This is a genomic window from Novosphingobium rosa NBRC 15208, from assembly GCF_001598555.1.
Lineage (GTDB): Bacteria > Pseudomonadota > Alphaproteobacteria > Sphingomonadales > Sphingomonadaceae > Novosphingobium > Novosphingobium rosa.
In genome coordinates this window covers 64164-83551 of record NZ_BCZE01000007.1, presented here as the reverse complement: position 1 = coordinate 83551, position 19388 = coordinate 64164, and the positions used below count along the sequence as shown (strand labels likewise).

Annotated in this window: 18 protein-coding genes, 1 tRNA gene and 1 pseudogene; 17 read left to right on the top strand and 3 right to left on the bottom strand. The window is 64.6% G+C overall.

Translation table 11 applies throughout. From position 1 onward, the window contains the following. The 4 genes and pseudogenes from SR3_RS03350 to SR3_RS03335 form a co-directional block, all read left to right on the top strand. Positions 1-434, top strand: a pseudogene (locus SR3_RS03350) (DNA polymerase III subunit gamma/tau); the annotation flags it as partial. Position 435: 1 nt separating this feature from the next. After that, entirely contained in the window at positions 436-771 is a 336-nt protein-coding gene (locus SR3_RS03345; RefSeq protein ID WP_068080674.1) for a YbaB/EbfC family nucleoid-associated protein, read from the top strand. A 182-nt stretch (positions 772-953) separates the two neighbouring features. Continuing rightward, positions 954-3356 carry an endopeptidase La gene (lon, locus tag SR3_RS03340; protein WP_068080716.1) on the top strand — a complete coding sequence of 801 codons (2403 nt, stop codon included), beginning with the start codon at positions 954-956 and terminating at the stop codon, positions 3354-3356. 384 nt (positions 3357-3740) lie between these two features. Then, entirely contained in the window at positions 3741-4013 is a 273-nt protein-coding gene (locus SR3_RS03335; protein WP_068080671.1) for an HU family DNA-binding protein, read from the top strand. Positions 4014-4237: 224 nt separating this feature from the next. Here SR3_RS03335 and rlmB read toward each other — a convergent pair whose 3' ends face one another. Continuing rightward, positions 4238-5068 (bottom strand): 23S rRNA (guanosine(2251)-2'-O)-methyltransferase RlmB, encoded by an 831-nt coding sequence (gene rlmB, locus SR3_RS03330; RefSeq protein WP_068080668.1) that lies wholly within the window; start codon positions 5066-5068, stop codon positions 4238-4240. Positions 5069-5240: 172 nt separating this feature from the next. On the opposite strand from rlmB, the gene SR3_RS03325 reads away from it, so the two are divergent. From SR3_RS03325 to SR3_RS03315, 3 genes are all read left to right on the top strand, one after another. After that, positions 5241-5326 (top strand) — tRNA-Tyr (locus SR3_RS03325). Between the two features lie 231 nt (positions 5327-5557). Beyond that, a complete protein-coding gene (locus SR3_RS03320) occupies positions 5558-6307 on the top strand; it encodes a phosphatidylserine decarboxylase (protein ID WP_068080660.1) in 750 nt (249 codons plus the stop codon). 44 nt (positions 6308-6351) lie between these two features. Continuing rightward, entirely contained in the window at positions 6352-7110 is a 759-nt protein-coding gene (locus tag SR3_RS03315) for a CDP-alcohol phosphatidyltransferase family protein (RefSeq protein ID WP_068080658.1), read from the top strand. Here SR3_RS03315 and SR3_RS03310 read toward each other — a convergent pair. Next, positions 7055-7366, bottom strand: a complete 312-nt coding sequence (locus SR3_RS03310) for a hypothetical protein (RefSeq protein ID WP_068080656.1) — start codon at positions 7364-7366, stop codon at positions 7055-7057. The two genes, SR3_RS03315 and SR3_RS03310, sit on opposite strands and share 56 nt — an antisense overlap. A gap of 437 nt (positions 7367-7803) precedes the next feature. On the opposite strand from SR3_RS03310, the gene rpsB reads away from it, so the two are divergent. After that, on the top strand, positions 7804-8559 hold the full coding sequence (gene rpsB / locus SR3_RS03305) for a 30S ribosomal protein S2 (RefSeq protein WP_068080653.1): 756 nt from the start codon (positions 7804-7806) through the stop codon (positions 8557-8559). A gap of 159 nt (positions 8560-8718) precedes the next feature. Further along, positions 8719-9645 carry a translation elongation factor Ts gene (gene tsf / locus SR3_RS03300; RefSeq protein WP_068080649.1) on the top strand — a complete coding sequence of 309 codons (927 nt, stop codon included), beginning with the start codon at positions 8719-8721 and terminating at the stop codon, positions 9643-9645. A gap of 73 nt (positions 9646-9718) precedes the next feature. Here the strand turns inward: tsf and SR3_RS03295 are convergent, their stop codons facing one another. Further along, entirely contained in the window at positions 9719-10552 is an 834-nt protein-coding gene (locus tag SR3_RS03295) for a metallophosphoesterase (protein ID WP_169805553.1), read from the bottom strand. A 91-nt stretch (positions 10553-10643) separates the two neighbouring features. Between SR3_RS03295 and pyrH the strand changes: the two genes are divergently transcribed. The 8 genes from pyrH to SR3_RS03255 all read left to right on the top strand — a co-directional run bounded on the left by pyrH (position 10644) and on the right by SR3_RS03255 (position 19385). Continuing rightward, a complete protein-coding gene (pyrH, locus tag SR3_RS03290; RefSeq protein ID WP_084454876.1) occupies positions 10644-11468 on the top strand; it encodes a UMP kinase in 825 nt (274 codons plus the stop codon). Positions 11469-11496: 28 nt separating this feature from the next. Continuing rightward, a complete protein-coding gene (gene frr, locus SR3_RS03285; protein WP_068080643.1) occupies positions 11497-12060 on the top strand; it encodes a ribosome recycling factor in 564 nt (187 codons plus the stop codon). 59 nt (positions 12061-12119) lie between these two features. Beyond that, positions 12120-12764: a polyprenyl diphosphate synthase gene (gene uppS / locus SR3_RS03280; RefSeq protein WP_068080713.1), complete on the top strand. Its 645-nt coding sequence runs from the start codon at positions 12120-12122 to the stop codon at positions 12762-12764. Positions 12765-12768: 4 nt separating this feature from the next. Continuing rightward, the gene (locus SR3_RS03275; protein ID WP_084454880.1) at positions 12769-13461 is read left to right on the top strand and encodes a phosphatidate cytidylyltransferase; all 693 of its coding nucleotides are present in this window, start codon (positions 12769-12771) and stop codon (positions 13459-13461) included. Between the two features lie 6 nt (positions 13462-13467). Then, entirely contained in the window at positions 13468-14622 is a 1155-nt protein-coding gene (locus tag SR3_RS03270; RefSeq protein WP_068080708.1) for a 1-deoxy-D-xylulose-5-phosphate reductoisomerase, read from the top strand. A 3-nt stretch (positions 14623-14625) separates the two neighbouring features. Continuing rightward, entirely contained in the window at positions 14626-15732 is a 1107-nt protein-coding gene (gene rseP, locus SR3_RS03265; RefSeq protein WP_068080638.1) for an RIP metalloprotease RseP, read from the top strand. A 207-nt stretch (positions 15733-15939) separates the two neighbouring features. Continuing rightward, positions 15940-18663: an outer membrane protein assembly factor BamA gene (gene bamA, locus SR3_RS03260; RefSeq protein ID WP_245653750.1), complete on the top strand. Its 2724-nt coding sequence runs from the start codon at positions 15940-15942 to the stop codon at positions 18661-18663. After that, positions 18663-19385 (top strand): OmpH family outer membrane protein, encoded by a 723-nt coding sequence (locus tag SR3_RS03255; protein ID WP_068080634.1) that lies wholly within the window; start codon positions 18663-18665, stop codon positions 19383-19385. The genes bamA and SR3_RS03255 overlap by 1 nt, the downstream gene beginning before the upstream one ends. The last annotated feature ends 3 nt before the right edge of the window (positions 19386-19388 follow it).

Genomic DNA, 19388 nt, shown 5'->3' with positions numbered 1-19388 from the left:
CGGGGGGAGAGGCGCCTGCCGCTGCCCCGGTCGCGCAGGCGCCCGCCGATCTGGGCTGGGAAGCTTTGGTCGAGCAGGTAGAGCATGGCTCGATCCCGCTTGGCAGCATGATGCGCATTCAGGTGCGGGTGATCGAGCTGAAACCCGGCCGCCTGGTCTATGAACAGGCGCCGGGCTTCCCCGACGATATTTCCGCCGATCTGCGCCATGGCCTCAACCGCGCCACCGGCCTCAACTGGGAGGTCGAGCGCCGCGCGGAAGGCGGCCAGCCCACGCTGATCGAGGTGCAGACCGCCGAGCGCGCCGCCAAACTGGCCGAGCAGCGTTCTTCCCCCCTGATGCAGGCCGCCATGGCCGCTTTCCCCAAGGCCGAACAGGTCGAGGATGATCCTTCTGCCGCGCCCGCGCGCCGGCAGGGCAATTGGAGTCGCTGAAATGAAGTCGATGGAAGAGATGATCCAGGCCGCGCAAGCCGCTGCCGAAACGATCCAGAAGCAGATGAACGAAACCCAGGGCAAGCTCGACCAGCTTGAGGTCGAGGGTACCGCGGGCGGCGGTCTGGTCAAGATCCGCGCCAGTGCCAAGGGCCGCGTGATCGGCGTTGCGGTGGATGACAGCCTGCTGGCGCCTTCCGAAAAGGGCATTCTGGAGGATCTGATCGCGGCGGCCTTCAACGATGCGCGCGCCAAGGCCGATGCCGTGGCCAGCGCCGAACTGGCCAAGGCGCAGCAGGGCATGGGCCTGCCCCCGGGCTTCAAGCTGCCGTTCTGATTGATGAATCCCGGATGGCGCGGGCAGGGCTGTCAAGCACCTGAAACGCGCCATCCACATTCCTGCACCTTGCGCCCATTGCGTTGACCGCAACCTCTCCCCATATCTTCAATCGAAAGCCGGGTTGCCGTTATCAGGCATAAGGCCCGTGCAGCGTGATGCTGACGCGCGATTGGATGGATATGACCGAAACGCTTCTTCCCCTTCTGCCCCTGCGAGACATTGTGGTGTTCCCCGGCATGGTGGTTCCCCTGTTCGTGGGGCGCGAAAAATCCGTGGCGGCGCTGGAAGCCGCGATGGCCGGTGACAAGGACATCTTCCTGCTGGCCCAGCTCGACCCGGCTTGCGACGATCCCCATGCCGACGATCTCTACGATGTGGGCGTGGTGGCCAGCGTGCTGCAGCTGCTGAAGCTTCCCGATGGCACCGTCCGCGTGCTGGTCGAGGGCCAGAGCCGCGCCAAGCTGGCTGAGCTGAAGGAAGAAGCCGATCTGCTGATGGCGCAGGTCGAGCCGATCGAGCCTGTCGAGGCCGAGGGCGCCGAAGTCTCCGCCATGATGCGCAGCGTGGTCGATCAGTTCGGCGAATACACCAAGCTGAACAAGAAGCTCTCGCAGGACGCGGGCGACCAGCTGGGCGACATCGAGGATGCTGGCAAGCTGGCCGATTCGGTCGCCGCGCATATCAGCGCCAAGGTGGCCGACAAGCAGGCGCTGCTGTCTCAGGAAGATCCGCTCAAGCGGCTGGAGATGGTCTTCGGCTTTATGGAAGGCGAGCTGGGCGTGCTCCAGGTGGAGCGCCGCATCCGTGGCCGCGTGAAGCGCCAGATGGAAAAGACCCAGCGCGAATATTACCTCAACGAGCAGTTGAAGGCGATCCAGAGCGAGCTGGGCGGCGGCGACGATGGCGAGGCGAACGAGATCGCCGAGTTGGTCGAGAAGATCGCCAAGCTCAAACTGTCCAAGGAAGCGCGCGCCAAGGCCGAGGCCGAGGTCAAGAAGCTCAAGACCATGCAGCCGATGAGCGCCGAGGCGACCGTCGTGCGCAACTATCTCGATGTGCTGCTGGGCCTGCCCTGGGGCAAGAAGAGCAAGCTGAAGAAGGACATCGGGGCGGCCCAGGCCATTCTCGATGCCGATCACTATGCGCTCGACAAGGTCAAGGACCGGATCATCGAGTATCTGGCCGTGCAGGCGCGCACCAACAAGCTGAAGGGCCCGATCCTGTGCCTCGTCGGCCCGCCGGGCGTGGGCAAGACCTCGCTGGGCAAGTCGATCGCCAAGGCTTGCGGGCGTGAGTTCATCCGCCAGTCGCTGGGCGGCGTGCGTGATGAGGCCGAGATTCGTGGCCACCGCCGCACCTACATCGGCTCGATGCCGGGCAAGATCGTCTCGAACCTGAAGAAGGCGGGCACGGCCAATCCGCTGTTCCTGCTCGACGAGATCGACAAGCTGGGTCAGGATTTCCGGGGCGATCCGGCCTCGGCGCTGCTCGAGGTGCTCGATCCCGAACAGAACGCCAAGTTCCAGGACCATTATCTGGAGCTGGACATCGATCTGTCGGACATCATGTTCGTCTGCACGGCCAACAGCCTGAACCTGCCTCAGCCGCTGCTCGACCGTATGGAGATCATCCGCCTCGAGGGTTACACCGAGGATGAGAAGGTCGAGATCGCCGAGCGCCATCTGGTGGCAAAGCAGGTGGAAGCCCATGGCCTCAAGAAGGACGAATTTGTCCTGACCGAGCCTGCTTTGCGCGATCTGATCCGTTACTACACCCGCGAGGCGGGCGTGCGTACGCTGGAGCGTGAAGTCGCTCGTCTGGCCCGCAAGAGCCTGCGCGCCATTCTGGAGGGCAAGGAGACCAAGGTCACCATCACGCCCGACAATCTGGCCGATTACGCCGGCATCCGCAAATTCCGCCATGGTGTTTCGGATGAGGAAAACCAGGTCGGCGCGGTGACGGGTCTGGCCTGGACCGAGGTTGGCGGCGAACTGCTCACCATCGAAAGCGTGACGGTGCCCGGCAAGGGCGCGGTCAAGACCACCGGCAAGCTGGGCGAGGTGATGAGCGAAAGCGTGCAGATGGCCTTCAGCTTCGTGAAGGCGCGGGCGCCCGCCTATGGCATCAAGCCCTCGCTGTTCAACCGCAAGGATCTGCACATCCACCTTCCCGAAGGTGCCGTGCCCAAGGATGGTCCTTCGGCGGGCATCGGCATGGTCACGGCCATGGTCTCCACGCTGACGGGCATTCCTGTGCGCGCCGATGTGGCGATGACCGGTGAGGTGACGCTGCGTGGCCGCGTGCTGGCCATCGGTGGCCTCAAGGAAAAGCTGCTGGCCGCGCTGCGCGGCGGCATCAAGACCGTGCTGATCCCCGAGGAAAACCGCAAGGATCTGGCCGAAATCCCCGCCAACATTCAGGAGGGGATGGAGATCGTGCCGGTCAGCCACGTCGACGAGGTTCTGGCGCGTGCGCTCACCAGCCGCCCCGAGCCTATCGAATGGACCGAGGCGGACGATCTGGCCAGCCAGCCCGGCGCCGCGCCGATCGCGCCTGCCGGGCCTGCTGCCACGGCGCATTAAGCAGGAAGGGTAAGGGCGAGGGGGACGTTTGTGCTGGTCGCATTCCTCAAGAGGAATGCTCCGGCCCCTCGCGCTCCCGTTTCGTCTCCCGGCGATAGGGTGGGGGCGCGCAGACATGTGGCGCTCCGACTCTCCACCTGCTTTCGCCATTAACCATGTTGCAATGCCGCGACTCGCTGCTGCGTGAGTCGCGGCATTTGTTTGTTCCATGCCTGCGGCGCTTTTGGTCGCACACAGGGCCCCGGATGGCCTCAAAACAGGGGATAATGGGGGCTTTCGCGACAGTTTTGGCTTTGACAGCCGCCTTGAAAGACGCTCAATTCCGCGGCTCTTCGAGGCGATTCAAGATTTCCAACTTTTAAACACTCCTAGGGGGTTCCCATAATGAACAAGAACGATCTCATCGGCGCTGTTGCCGAGGCCAGCGGTCTGTCGCGCAACGACGCCACCAAGGCGGTCGAGGGTGTTTTCGATTCGATCACCGGCGCTCTGAAGGCTGGCGATGAAGTGCGTCTGGTCGGTTTCGGCACTTTCTCGGTGGCCAAGCGCAAGGCGTCGACCGGTCGCAACCCCCGCACCGGCGAGCCCATGCCGATCAAGGCTTCCTCGCAGCCCAAGTTCAAGGCTGGCAAGGGCCTGAAGGACGCGGTCAACTGATCGCGCCGGGCAGGGCCTCCTTCGCCTCGGAGGCCCGCCTGATCTGACGTCTGACAGACTCGAAAAACCCCGCGTCGGAGCAGACCGACGCGGGGTTTTGTTTTGTCAGGCGCCGCAGGCCACCAAATCACAGGCCGCGAGGCTGCTCTGTGGTTGAACCCCGTGCGCAACGCCGACACTCAAGGGAGCGCGAGGGTCATGACCCTCGCCTTCACCTTTTGCCTTCAATCCTCCAAAGCAATCTCCCGCGTCGCCGCCGCATAAAGCGCGATGGCCGCCGCATTGGAGACGTTCAGGCTTTCCATCGCCTCATGGATCGGCAGGCGGGCGAGGGCATCGCAATGCTGGGTGATGTTGTGGCGCATGCCTTCACCCTCGGCGCCCAGCACCAGCGCGACGGGGCCGGCGGGCAGCGCTTCGGCCAGCGTGCTTTCGGCCTCACCGGCCAGACCGATGCGCCAGTAACCGGCCTCGGCGATTTCCTCCAGCGCGCGGGCCAGATTGACGACGCGCACCCAGGGCACGATTTCCAGCGCGCCGCTGGCCGATTTGGCGACCACGCCCGATTCGGGCGGAGCGTGCCGGTCCTGCGTGACGATGGCCGCCGCATTGAAGGCCGCCGCCGAGCGCAGAATCGCGCCGACATTGTGCGGGTCGGTCACCTGATCGAGCACCACGATGGGGCGCGAGGGGTCTTCATCGAGCACATCGTCGAGGAACATGTCTTCCAGCGGCTCGCATTCCAGCACCAGACCCTGGTGCGGCGCGTCCTTGGCCACCAGACGGCCCAGATCGACCGGCTGGCAGTAATCGACGTTGAAGCCCTCGGGCAGTTCGCCATCGAGGCTGGCGATGCCTTCGCGCGTGGCCCAGAGCTTGCGGTGCATGCGATTCGGGTTCTTGAGCGCCGCCTCGACCGCGTGGCGGCCCCACAGGCGCACGGGCCCCTTGTTGCTGCGACCGCTGCCGCGTCCGCCCTGCATGCGACCCGCGCGGCCGCGCATGGCTTTCCCGCGCTTTTCGCCGCTCTGGTTTTCGTCGCCATGTCTGGCCATCGGATGATCCTTTTTTCAAAAATTTTTCCGCCCATGCCAAGACTGGTGTTGACAGGCAAGGCTCATGTCCTCATAGGGCCGGTCCTCGGCTGAACGGACCCACTCAAACGGGTCCTTAGGGGGAGACCCCAAACACAGCAATCTCAGTCACTTGACTGTGATTATACGGTGTGGACAGATGGCCGAGTGGTTAAAGGCAGCAGACTGTAAATCTGCCCGCGTGAGCGTACGCTAGTTCGAATCTAGCTCTGTCCACCACCGTTTCTCCAAGCCCCGGCGGGGCTTGGTTCTCACGGTTCTCCGATGTGCTTCAGGCAGCCGGACCCTTCGGGTCTGGCACCGGATTGGCTTTCCGGATCATTCCCCCCTTTCTATCAGCATCGTGCAACCGGCTCTGGCGTGTGTGTTAAATATGTAATACACGCCCTATCCCCGGCGCAGGATGGCAAGTTGCTTGTCGCCGCGCCCGCCAAGCCCTAGAGGACGCGCATGCCTGGTGAACTTCTCGACAATCAGGGCCGCGGCGCGGCCAGCTGGCACTGGCCGGCAGTCCATCCCGAAGCGCGCAAATTTGCCGCTGTTGCTGCGGTGGCGGCGCTTGCCGCGCTGTTCCTGGTGGGGCAGTGGCTGGCCTGGCCGCTCGGCATCCTGACCTATTGCATCTGCGCCTTCTTCCGCGATCCGCTGCGCGTCACCCCCAAGGGCGACCGGCTGATCGTGGCGCCCGCCGATGGTCTGGTGACGCTGATCCAGAAGGTGCCGCCCCCGCGCGAGCTGGCGATGGACGATGGCACGGGTTCGCCCAGCCTCGGCACCGCGCCGGTCACGCGCATCTCGATCTTCATGAGCGTGTTCGATGTTCACATCAACCGCTCGCCGATCGGCGGTACGGTGCGCCGCGTGGTCTATATTCCGGGCAAGTTCCTTAACGCCGACCTCGACAAGGCCAGCGAAGAGAATGAGCGCCAGCACATCCTCGTCGATCAGGGCAATGGCACGCTGATCGGCTTCACGCAGATCGCAGGACTGGTGGCGCGCCGCATCGTGCCTTTCGTCAAGCCGGGCGACATCATCGCCGCAGGCCAGCGCATCGGCCTGATCCGCTTCGGCAGCCGCGTCGACGTCTATCTGCCCGAGGGCACCGAATCGCTGGTGCTGCTGGGCCAGCGGATCGTGGCAGGTGAAACCATTCTCGCGCAGATCGGCAGCGCGCCGCTGATCGAGGGCGTCAGCCAGTGACGTCACGCCGCCGTTTTGACCGCAGAGCGCGTCTGCCCGGCGGCATGCCCTTGCGGGCGGTGATCCCCAACGCCATCACCTCGGGCGCGCTGTGCTTCGGGCTGACTGGCATCCGCTTCGCCATTCAGGGCGACTGGCAGAAGTCGGTGCTAGCGGTGATTCTGGCCGGCATGCTCGATGGCATCGATGGCCGCGTGGCCCGGATGCTCAAGGCCCAGTCGCGTTTCGGCGCGGAGCTGGACAGCCTGTCGGATTCGATTTCCTTCGGCGTGGCTCCGGCGCTGATCGTCTTTCTGTGGTCGCTCAAGGACGTGCCGCGTCTGGGGTGGTTCGCGGCTCTGGCCTTCGCCATCTGTTGCGTGCTGCGTCTGGCGCGTTTCAACGCCCAGATCGACACGCCCGATCTGCCGCATAAGTCGGCGGGATTTATCACCGGCGTTCCCGCGCCGGTGGGGGCGGGGCTGGCCTTCCTGCCGATGTATCTGTGGATGGCCAGCGGCAATGATCTGTTCCGTCAACCGGTGCTGGTCGGCTGCTGGATGACCGCCACGGCTTTCCTGATGATTTCCAGCCTTGCCACGCTCAGCTGGCAATCCTTGCGTCCGCGTCGCCGCATCAGGCTGGAAATGCTCGCCCTGTTCGGCCTGGTCTTTGCGGCCCTGCTGAGCGAGCCGTGGCTGACCCTGGCCGGCATCTGCATCGTCTATCTGGCTTTGGTGCCCGTGGGGCTGATCTCTTACGCGCGGGTCAAGCGGCAGCGCGCAGCGCGGCTGCAGCAGGACGGCGAAGCGTCCGCGGCTTGATGCTGCTGGCGCCCAACGATGCGGTCTGATTGCTGACGACACCGAATTCGGGACGATAAATCATCGCGGGCGCCGGATCGGCGGAGGTGGAGAGGGTGATGGCCTTCATCGTGCGCACCGTCTCGCCCTGGGCCATCTCGTCACGCAGCTGAGCAAACAGCAGCTTGAACTGTTGCCAGCTTCCGGCGATCGAGCGGCCAGCAAGCAGGGTCGTGCCGATCATGGCGCCATCGATCAGAAGTGCAGACATCGTCATCACTGAACCCTCCACATGGCGCCGATGGCTTGCATCACGCGCCGACCAAAGCTGTTGCCCCGAATTCTGTTGCCAAAGCGTTCCACCTGCTTATACCCTGTGGATAACGCTTGAGTAATCATGCTGATCCATCGTGGATCTATGTGATGACGTCGATATTCACGTTTTGTTCCGTTCCGTCAAGCGGAATCTGCGTCAGTGCGATCCGTGCTTGCGGCAAAATTCAGGGCAAATCTCTGCTGGATTTTCTCCGAAGCCGGGGTTAAAGGCGCCGCGTCGAGCGTTTCTTTCGTGATTCCCACGTGAGAACCCGCGCGACCGGCATGGCGCAGGCCATGGCGTCAATCCCACATGGGAAGCACTTACACCGGTGCCGCAGCGGATTGTTCCGCACGGTTCCAGCTTCCCAGAGGACCAACCGGACAAGGATCTTATTTATGGCGGCTCCGACCGTTACCCTTCATCAGCTCATGGAAGCTGGCGCCCACTTCGGCCACCAGACCCACCGCTGGAACCCCCGCATGAAGCCCTACATCTTCGGGGCTCGCAACGGCGTTCACATCCTCGACCTGTCGCAGACCGTTCCGCTGTTCTCGCGCGCTCTGGACTTCATCTCGGCCACCGTTCAGGCGGGCGGCAAGGTGCTGTTCGTGGGCACCAAGCGCCAGGCTCAGGAGCAGATCGCTCAGGCCGCCCGCGCTTGCGGTCAGCACTACGTCAACCACCGCTGGCTGGGCGGCATGCTCACCAACTGGAAGACCATCTCGGGCTCGATCAAGCGCTTCAAGGCGCTGGAAGAGAAGCTGTCGGGTGACACCACCGGCCTGACCAAGAAGGAAGTCCTCCAGATGACGCGCGAGCGCGACAAGCTGGAACTGTCGCTGGGCGGCATCCGCGACATGGGCGGCATCCCCGACGTGATGTTCGTGATCGACGCCAACAAGGAAGAGCTGGCGATCAAGGAAGCCAACGTGCTGGGTATCCCGGTCGTCGCCATCCTCGACTCGAACGTCTCGCCCGATGGCATCGCGTTCCCCGTGCCCGCCAACGATGACGCCAGCCGCGCCATCCGCCTGTACTGCGACGCCGTGGCCGCTGCCGCCACCAAGGGCAACCGCGCTGCCGTGGTCGACTCGGGCGTGGACATGGGCGCTCTGGACGTGCCGGTGGCTGAGGAAGTCATCCAGGCCTGATTTCGGCTGATGCCCAAGCCTTCGGGCAGGGCGTCATGAAATTGCAGTGCGCCGGGTCCATGTGACGCCCTTTGCGGGCCTCGCGGGCCCGGCGCCTTACCATTTCAGGCGTGTCGGCCTTTGGGCCGGCCCGTCACATCACCACAAAGGATATCGGACATGGCTTACACTGCCGCCGACGTGAAGAACCTGCGCGAGCGCACCGGCGCCGGCATGATGGATTGCAAGAAGGCCCTCGACGAGGCCGCTGGCGATTTCGAAGCCGCTGTCGACGCGCTGCGCGCCAAGGGTCTGGCCGCCGCCGCCAAGAAGTCGAGCCGCACCGCCGCTGAAGGTCTGGTGGGCGTGGCCGTTTCGGGCACCGCCGGCATCGCCGTCGAAGTGAACTCGGAAACCGACTTCGTCGCCAAGAACGAGCAGTTCCAGGACTTCGTGCGCAAGGCCACCCAGGTCGCGCTGGACGGCGCCATCACCGATGTGGAGGCCCTCAAGGCCGCAGCCTATCCCGATGGCGAGACCGTTGGCGACAAGTTGACCAGCAACGTCGCCACCATTGGCGAGAACCAGCAGCTGCGCCGCATCAAGGCCGTGAAGGTCAATGCCGGTCTGGTCGTGCCCTACATGCACAACGCTGCCGCCCCCAACCTGGGCAAGATCGGCGTGCTGGTCGCTCTGGAATCGGATGCTGCCGCCGACGTGCTGGAGCCCCTGGGCAAGCAGATCGCGATGCACATCGCCGCTGCCTTCCCGCTGGCCCTGAACGCTGACGATCTGGACGCCGAGCTGATCAGCCGCGAGCGCAAGATCGCCGCCGAAAAGGCCGCCGAATCGGGCAAGCCCGCCGAAGTGCAGGCCAAGATGGTCGATGGCGCCGTGGCGAAGTACGCCAAGGAGAACGCTCTCCTGTCGCAGCTGTTCGTGATGGACAACAAGAACACCGTTCAGCAGGTCGTGGATGCCGCCGGCAAGGCCGCTGGCACCAAGATCGCTCTGGTGGACTATGTCCGCTTCCAGCTGGGCGAAGGCATCGAGAAGGAAGAATCGGACTTCGCCGCCGAAGTGGCTGCGGCCGCTGGCCTGAAGTAAGATTTCTTCTCGCGGGTTTCGGCCTGCGTCGAGACGAAGAGGGCTCGCCAGCAATGGCGGGCCCTTTTTCGTATCAGGGTTTTTGCGGGGTGAGGGTGATCAGCCAGACATCGCCCGGCACGCCGAAGCGAAAGGGCAGATCGCTGGTGCCGAGGCCCGCCGTGACGATCAGGCTGGCCCCATGCTCCTTCACCAGCCCGCAGACGTAGCGACGCCCATAGGCTGATCCGGTGATGGGCGTGCCGATCAGGGGCAGGGCGATCTGCCCGCAATGCGTATGCCCGGCCAGCATCAGCGGAATATCGCCGGGCAGTTTCTGAAACGAATCCGGCTCATGCGCGAGAAGGATGTAGGGCGGCCCCAACCGGCGCATGGCTTCCACCGTCACATCGCGATGGGCATGGCGGGTCGCGAGATCGCCGAGGCCGCCAATGGTCAGCGGGCCGATGCGCGCGGCCTGATCGACCAGCACGCGGATGCCCTGCTGTTCGAGCGCGCGCTGGATGGCGGCGGCGTTGCGGTAATAATCGTGATTGCCCAGCACGGCCACCGCGCCCAGCCGCGCGCGCAGGCCCTTAAGCGGCGCCACCGCCTGATCGAGCGGATAGTGCCGTGTGGAGATCAGCTTGTCGCTGAGGAAATCCCCCGCGATCAACACGATATCAGGATGCAGCCGGTTCAGCTCTTCCACGATGTGCGCCAATCGCTCGGGCGGCATATCCGGGCCGGAGACATGGATGTCCGAGATCAGCAGGACGCGCAAAGGCGCGTCCAGGCCGGGCAGGGCGAGCCGGGTTTCCCTCACCAGCGGCGGCTCCATCGTGTCGTGATGGGCCTTGATTCCCAGCGCGACAAGGCCGGTCAGGCCCAGCGCCAGAGCCAATCCGCGCCGCCAGGACTTGCGCACTGCACCCATTTTTCCGATACGCTCCCTTTACGGCCCGCACCTCTGGCGGCTAAGAGCCCGCCAGTCCAGTTCTCGCGCGGATATTTTCATCATGACCGATCCCAACTACAAGCGTGTTCTCCTCAAATTGTCAGGCGAGGTCCTGATGGGCGAGCAAGCCTTCGGCATCGATCCCGGTTTCGTGACGGAACTGGCGCGCGAGGTGAAAGCCGCGAAAGAGACCGGGCTGGAGATCTGCCTCGTCATCGGCGGCGGCAACATCTTCCGCGGCATGGCGGGCGCCGCCAAGGGCATGGACCGGGCGCAGGCCGATTATATGGGCATGCTGGCCACGGTGATGAATGCTCTGGCCATGCAGAACGCGCTTGAGCAGCTCGGCGTGCCGACCCGCGTGCAGTCCGCCATCGAGATGGACAAGGTCTGCGAGCCGGTGATCCGCCGCCGCGCCGAGCGCCATCTGGAAAAGGGCCGCGTGGTGATCTTCGCCGCCGGCGTGGGCGCGCCCTATTTCACCACCGATTCCGGCGCCGCGCTGCGCGCCGCCGAGATGAAGTGCGATGCCCTCATCAAGGGCACCAGCGTCGATGGCATCTACAGCGCCGATCCCAAGACGGATCCGTCAGCTGTTCGTTATGACACCATCGATTATGACACCGTTCTGGCCCAGAACCTGAAGGTGATGGACGCCAGCGCCGTGGCGCTGTGCCGTGACAACAAGATTCCGATCGTCGTCTTCTCGATCCGCGAGCGGGGCAATCTGGCCCGTGTGCTGCAGGGCAAGGGGACTCAGACGATCGTGGGCACGCCGACCGTGAAGGTTGCGACTGCGCCGAAGAAAAAAGCCGTGAAGGCACCCAAAGTTGAGAAGACCAAGGCTGTGAAAAAGCCGAAGGCTGCGAAAGCGGCTCAGGCTTAAGCCCGCAAGGCATTGAAGGAGAACACCCATGGCCACCCCGAAATATGACAAGGCCGATCTGGAACGCCGCATGAAGGGCGCTGTCGAGGCGCTGTCGAGCGATCTGGCGGGTCTGCGCACCGGTCGCGCCAATGTCGCGCTGCTCGATCCCATCGTGGTCGAGGTTTACGGCAGCAAGATGCCGCTCAACGGCGTCGCCAGCGTCTCCGCGCCCGAGCCGCGCATGCTGGCCGTGCAGGTGTGGGACAAGGGCACCGTCAGCTCGGTGGAAAAGGCGATCCGTTCGGCGGGGCTTGGCCTCAACCCCATCACCGACGGCCAGACGCTGCGCCTGCCGATCCCCGACCTGACCGAGGAGCGCCGCAAGGAGCTGGCCAAGCTGGCGGGCAAATATGCCGAGAACGCCCGCATCGCCATCCGCAACGTGCGCCGTGACGGCATGGAAGCGGCCAAGGCCGACGAGAACAAGAAGCTGATCGGCGAGGACGAGCGCAAGCGCTACGAAACCGAAATCCAGAAGCTGACCGACGACCAGATCAAGGCCGCTGATGACGTTGCCGCTGCCAAGGAAAAGGAAATCCTGGGCAAGTGAGCGCTTTGGCTCTCAGCAGCGGCGATGCCGGGCCCGGCGTGCGCCATGTCGCCATCATCATGGATGGCAATGGACGCTGGGCCAAGCAGCGGTTCCTGCCGCGCGCGATGGGCCATCAGCGTGGCGGGGAGGCGGTGCGCCGCCTGATCCGCGGCGTGAAGGACATGGGGCTGGAGGCGCTGACCCTCTATGCCTTTTCCTCGGAAAACTGGCGGCGCTCGGCGGAGGAAATCTCCGATCTGATGAGCCTGATGAAGCGCTTTATCCTCAATGATCTGGATGAGATCGCCGCCCATGGCGTGCGCATCCGCATCATCGGGGACTACAAGGCCTTTGCGCCCGATGTGGTGGCGCTGCTCGACAATGCGATCGAAAAGACCGCCAACAACCGCGTGATGACGCTGGCCGTGGCGCTGAATTACGGCAGCCAGCAGGAAATCGCCCGCGCCGCCGCCGCCGCTGCCGCCAAGGGCGAGATCACGCCCGAGAGCATCGAGGCCGAACTCTACACCAGCGATCTGCCCCCGCTCGATCTGCTGATCCGCACCAGCGGCGAGGTGCGCCTGTCGAACTTCCTGCTGTGGCAGGCCGCTTATGCGGAAATGTGGTTCACCGATGTGCTGTGGCCCGATTTCACGCCCGAGCATCTGAAGGAAGCCATGGCCGCCTTCGGCCAGCGGGAGCGCCGTTTCGGTGGCCGCTGAGAGCATGGCGCCGGGGCGCCCGCGCTCCGAGCTGAAGACGCGCACGCTCTCGGCCATCGTGATGGTGGCGGTGGCGGGGCTGGCTCTGGCGCTGGGTGGCCTCATCTGGCAGCTGTTCGTGCTGGCCGTGGCCGTGGGCGTGCTGTGGGAATGGAACAAGCTGGTGCGCCGCATCGCGGTCAGCCGCTGGGCGCGGCTGATCTGGCTGGTGGCGGGCGTGGTCTATGTCGGCACGGCGAGCGAGGTGCTGGCCTCCATCCCGGTGATGTTCGGCGCGTTGGGGCCTTTGATCCCGGTGGCGCTGGTGGTGGCCACCGATGTGGGCGCCTATTTTTCGGGCCGCACCTTTGGTGGCCCCAAGATTGCCCCCGCGATCAGCCCCTCCAAGACATGGTCCGGGCTGGCTGGCGGAGCGCTGCTGTCGGCGCTGGCCTCGCTGGGCTTGCTGGTGCTGGCGACCGGACGTATTTTGTTCGATGAGGCGCAGGTTCTGGCTCAGTTCATGATCGCTGGTGTTGCTGTGGCGGTGATCGCTCAGGCCGGTGATTTCTTCGAGAGCTGGATGAAGCGCCGCGCCGGCGTGAAGGACAGCGGAAGCCTGATCCCCGGCCATGGCGGTCTGTTCGACCGGGTGGACGGCTTGCTGGCGGTGCTGTTCGTGGCGGGGCTGCTCTCCGTGATAAGAAGGTTTTTCTAAAGTATGATGCGCAGTCTGTCCGTTCTGGGCGCCACCGGCTCGATCGGGGCCTCGACACTGGATCTGGTACGGCGCCAGCCCGAGGCATGGCGCGTGGTGGCGCTAACCGCCAATGGCAATGCGACGGCGCTTGCCGAACTTGCCCGTGAATTCAAGGCGCAAGTGGCCGTTGTTGCCGATGAGGCTCAGCTGCCCGCCTTGCGTGAGGCGCTGGCTGGTAGCGGCATCGAGGCCACCGGCGGCGAAGCTGCTCTGGTCGAGGCCGCAAGCCGCCCCGCCGACATCGTGATGGCCGCCATCGTCGGCTGCGCGGGTCTGGCCCCCACCATGGCCGCCATCGAGCAGGGCCGCACCGTGGCGCTGGCCAACAAGGAAGCACTGGTTTCCGCCGGTGAGGTGATGACCGCCGCCGTGGCCAGGCATGGCACCACGCTGCTGCCCGTCGATTCCGAACACAACGCCATTTTCCAGTGCCTCTCGGGCAACAGCCACAAGGATGTGCGCTGGATCACGCTGACCGCCAGCGGTGGCCCGTTCCGCGACTGGGATGCCGAGCAGCTGCGCCATGCGACGCCCGCTCAGGCGATCAAGCATCCCAACTGGTCGATGGGCGCGAAGATCAGCGTCGATTCGGCCACGATGATGAACAAGGGGCTGGAATTTATCGAGGCCTATCACCTTTTCCCGGTGGGGCTCGACAAGCTGCGGATCATCGTTCACCCGCAGTCGATCATCCACTCCATGGTGGAATACCGTGACGGCTCCACGCTGGCCCAGTTGGGGCCGAGCGATATGCGCGTGCCCATCGCCAGCTGTCTGGCCTGGCCCGCGCGCATGGACACGCCGCTGTCGGACCAGCTCGATCTGGCCACCATCGGCCAGCTGACCTTCCGCGCCCCCGATGAGGAGCGTTTCCCCGCCACCCGTCTGGCGCGCGAAGCGGCGCGGGCAGGGGGCGGCATTCCCGCCGTGCTCAACGCCGCCAATGAGGTGGCCGTGGCCGCTTTCCTCGATGGGCGCATCGGTTTCACCCGGATCGCGGCGATGGTCGAGGACGTGCTGGGGCGCTATGCTCCGCCGCCGCCCGTCACGCTGGAAGAGGTTCATGCCGTCGACGCGCGCGCGCGGATCGAAGCAAAATCCCTGATGGAGATCGCGTAAGCCATGCTGTTGTCGATCTTCAACGGGGTTCTGGGCTATATCCTGATGCTCGGGCCGCTGGTGCTGCTGCATGAGCTGGGCCACTATCTGGTGGGCCGCTGGTGCGGCGTCCATGCCGACGCTTTCTCCATCGGCTTCGGCTCGGAAATCTTCGGCTGGACCGACAAGCGCGGCACGCGCTGGAAGGTCTCGTGGCTGCCTCTGGGCGGCTATGTGAAGTTCGCGGGCGATATGAACGCCGCCTCCATGCCGATCGACGATATCCCGCTCAGCCTTGCCGAGCGCGAGCGTTGCTTCCAGTTCAAGCCCCTGTGGCAACGCGCCGCCATCGTCGCGGCGGGGCCGGTCACCAATCTGCTGATCGCTCTGGTGATCTTTGCCGCCTTCAACGTGGCCTTCGGGCGCTATGTCGCCGATCCGGTGATCAAGGCGTTTCCGCAGCATTCGGCGGCGCAGGCGGCGGGCCTGCAGCTGGGCGACCGCATCATCGCCATCGATGGCGCCAGGACACCCTATTTCGACGATGTGGCCATGCATGTCGCGCCCTTCCCGGGTGAGACTGTTCAGGTGAGCATCCAGCGCGGCAATGCGCAGCTCACTCTGCCGGTCAAGCTGGGCAGCATCAGCGCCTCGGACGGCAAGGGGCATGCCAGCAATTACGGGCTGATGGGCATCCAGCGCGGCGATGTCTATCGCCTGCGCTACGGCCCCATCGACGGCGTGGGCCATGCCTTCGAGCAATGCCGCCAGATCGTGGAGCTGACGGTGACCGGCCTGCGCCAGATCATCTTCGGCCAGCGCAGCGTGCGTGAGCTGGGCGGGCCGGTGAAGATCGCCGGTGTCGCGGGTCAGGCGCTGAGCATGGGGCTGCTGCCGTTCGTCTCGATGGCGGCTTTCATTTCAATTAATTTGGCATTCATCAATCTGCTGCCAATTCCGGGGCTGGATGGTGGGCACCTTGCTTTTTATGCGGTGGAGGCTCTTCGCCGCAGAGCGATGACGGCGCGCACGCAGGAATGGGCCTTCCGTACCGGTCTGGCCTTCCTGCTGGCGCTGATCGTCTTCGTGACTGTCAATGATGTGGTGCCTGCCGGACTTTTCGGTTCATGATGGGGAAATAAGCGGGGCTGGCGCCTTGCAACGTGCCAAGATGCCTTGATCGAGGATCAAGCATCGGGCACAGGGCGGCTGTGCTTTCGGGCTGGCCGTGCCTTTCGGGCGGATGGTCCGCGCGGGGGCAAACAGGGGTGGTTCGGTTGGCGGCGTGCCGCCGACTTCGGGGAAATGGGAACTGCCGTGTCGAAGATGGGACGAAATATGGGTCAACGCGCTGGGATTTGCAGCACCTCGCATCTGGTGGTTGCCCTGCTGGGCAGCTCGATTCTCGCGGGGGTGCCGCAGATTGCCATGGCCGCTGCGCCCAAGGCGGCGGCAGCCAGAAAGGGCGCGCCCGTTCCCGGTGGCGCGGCCCAGCCCCTTGGCAATGACAAGGCCCCCGCGCCCGCGCCCGCCGACGGGACCGGTCAGGTCATCCAGTCGCTGACGGTCGAGGGCGTGCAGCGCCTCGAACAGGATACGGTGCTCTCCTATGTGAAGCTGCGTGTCGGTCAGGTCTATTCGCAGGTCGCCGCCGACCAGGCGCTGAAGGATCTGAACGCCACCGAGCTGTTCTCCGACCTGCAGGTCCGCAACGACAATGGCCATGTGGTCATCACCGTTCAGGAAAACCCGGTCATCAACCGCATCGTTCTTGAGGGCAACAAGCACCTCAAGGAAGACAAGATCAACCCTGAGATCAAGCTGGCCCCGCGCCAGATCTTCACGCGTTCCAAGGTCCGCGCCGACGTGGCGCGCATCATCGAGCTCTACAAGCGTCAGGGCCGCTTCGGCGCCAGCGTCGAGCCCAAGATGGTCAAGCTCGACCAGAACCGCGTGGACATCGTTTTCGAGATCACCGAAGGGCCCAAGTCCAAGGTCCGCCAGATCAACGTCATCGGCAATGAGGCTTTCACCGACAAGGAGATCGCCGCGGTCATGATGACCAAGCAGGCGCGCCCGCTGCACATCTTCCGCAGCGGCACCTCCTACGATCCGGACAAGCTGGCCTATGACCAGCAGAAGCTGCGCCAGTTCTACCTGACCAACGGCTATGCCGACTTCCGCGTCGTCTCCGCCGTGGCCGAGCTGACTCCGGACAAGAAGGACTTCATCGTCACCTACGTGGTCGAGGAAGGCAAGCGCTACAAGTTCGGCGACGTGAAGGTGGAAAGCCAGCTGCGCGACTTCGACGGTGCCACGCTGGCCAAGGCCCTGCCCGAGAAGAAGGGCGCCTGGTACAACGCCAAGCAGGTCGAGGACACGATCGACCAGCTCAACGACACCGCCGGCGCCTTCGGCTACATCGCCGACGTTCGCCCGCAGTATCAGCGCGATCCCAAGACGCTGACCATGGGCGTCACCTTCAACATGACCGAAGTGCCGCGTGTTTACGTGGAGCGCATCGACGTCAACGGCAACACGCTGACGCAGGACAAGGTGGTCCGCCGCGAGTTCCGTCTGGCCGAGGGCGATGCCTTCAACTCGCTGCAGGTCAAGCGTTCGACCAACCGCATCAAGGGCCTGGGCTATTTCCAGGAAAAGTTCGAGGTCAAGCAGGTGGGGGGGTCTGCCGCCGACCGCGTGGTGCTCGAAGCCAATCTGGAAGAAAAGCCCACGGGTGAGCTGCAGCTTTCGGCCGGTTACTCCAGCCTTGAAAGCTTCATCTTCTCCGCCGCGATCAAGCAGAACAACTTCCGTGGCCGCGGCCAGACGGTGGGTCTCTCGGGCTCGATCTCGCGCTATTCCAAGAGCCTGGTGCTGTCCTTCGCCGAGCCCTATCTGATGGACAAGAGCGTGTCGCTGGGCGTGGACGTCTACCGCCGCGACTACAACAACTACAATTACTACAGCAGCAACTCGAACTCGCTGTATGAAAGCTCGACCACCGGTTTCCAGGCGCGTCTGGGCTTCCCGCTGACCGAATACACCTCGCTGGTGACGCGCTACACGCTGAACTACGATAAGGTCTCGCTCGATCAGACGCAGTTCTATTCGCAGAACGCCGCCGGCCAGCTGGCGTGTAACCCGCTGCTGGCGGGCCGCTATCTCTGCGAATCGCAGGGTTCGCGCACCAGCTCGATCATCGGCGGCTCGCTGATCTATGAAAACCTCGACAACCGCGTTCACCCCTCGAAGGGCAAGAGCGGGTCGATCGGCGTCGATTTCTCGGGTCTGGGCGGTTCGGTGCGTTATGCGCGCCTGCGCGCCAACGTCGCGCGTTACTGGCCGGTGGGCAAGGGCTTCATCGGCTCGATCACGGCTGAGGGCGGCGCGATCCGCGCGCTGGGCAGCAGCACCCGATCGGCGGGCGTGGACGCCATCCAGCTGACCGACCGCTTCTATCTGGGCTCGCCCCAGATCCGCGGTTTCGACATTCGCGGCGTGGGCCCGCGCGTCGTGCGCAAGAACCAGACCGGCACGGACGCCAACGGCAACCCGACCTATTCGGCTGACCGCAACGACTGGACCGAGGACGCGATCGGCGGCAAGTACTACTATCTGGCCCGCGCGGAGCTGGAAATCCCGCTGGGCGCCGGCGCCAAGGAAATGGGCATCCGCCCCTCGATCTTCATCGACGCCGGTGCGGTCTGGGGCATCACCAAGCCGCAGACCCAGTATTACACCACCACCACGCTGATCCCGACCCGCGATTCGAAGGGCAATGCGCTCTATTCGCAGACCAATCTGGACGGCAGCGTGGTGACCACCACGAATTCGGTCAATCCGGCGACCAGTGCGGCCAACACCGCGCTGGGCACCACGGTGGCGCCGTTCCAGGAATTCTACTACGGCGATACGCCAAGGCCCCGCATCGCGATCGGTGTGGGCTTCAACTGGAACTCGCCCTTCGGGCCGTTCCGTATCGATATTGCCAAATCGCTTTTGCACGCCACTGGCGACGATACCAAAGTCTTCACTTTCAACGTGGGAACCCAGTTCTGATGAAAATGCTCGTGAAATCCTTCGTCGCCGTGGCGCTGCTGGCCGGCACGGCCCAGGCTGCCCTGGCTGCCCCCAAGCCCGCCGCCGCTCCGGCTGCCGCCCCCGCGGCTGCTGGCGTCAAGGCCGGTGTGAACGGCATCGCCTTCGCCTATCTGGACGCCATCATCGAGAATTCGGCCGCCAACCGCGCCGCCGATGCTCAGCGCCCCACCACCTACAAGGCGCAGATCGATCAGGCCGAAGCCCGTCGCAAGCAGCTGGTCGCCCAGATCCAGCCCATGGTCGACAAGTACAACAAGGACGCTGCTGCCCCCGGCGCGAACGCCGCCGCCATTCAGCAGCAGGGTGAATCGATCCAGAAGCTGCAGGAAGCTGGCCAGCAGGAACTGCAGAAGATTCTGGAGCCGGTGAACCTGTCGCGCGCCTATGTGCGTGAGCAGATCCTCGACAAGCTGGACGCCTCGATTCAGGCCGCCATGCAGAAGAACGGCGTGACGCTGCTGCTCGATCCGCGCGCCAAGCTGGCCTCCAGCAACGCCTATGACCTGAGCCGCGCGATCCTGACCGAAGTCGACGCCGCGATCCCCAACGCCCAGCTCGTGCCGCCCGCCGGCTGGCTGCCGCGCGAGGTGCGTGAGCAGCAGGCCCAGCAGCAGCAGGCTGCCGCCGGTGCCGCTGGCGCCGCTCCTGCCGGCAAGCCCGACAATGGCGGTGGCCGCTAAGGC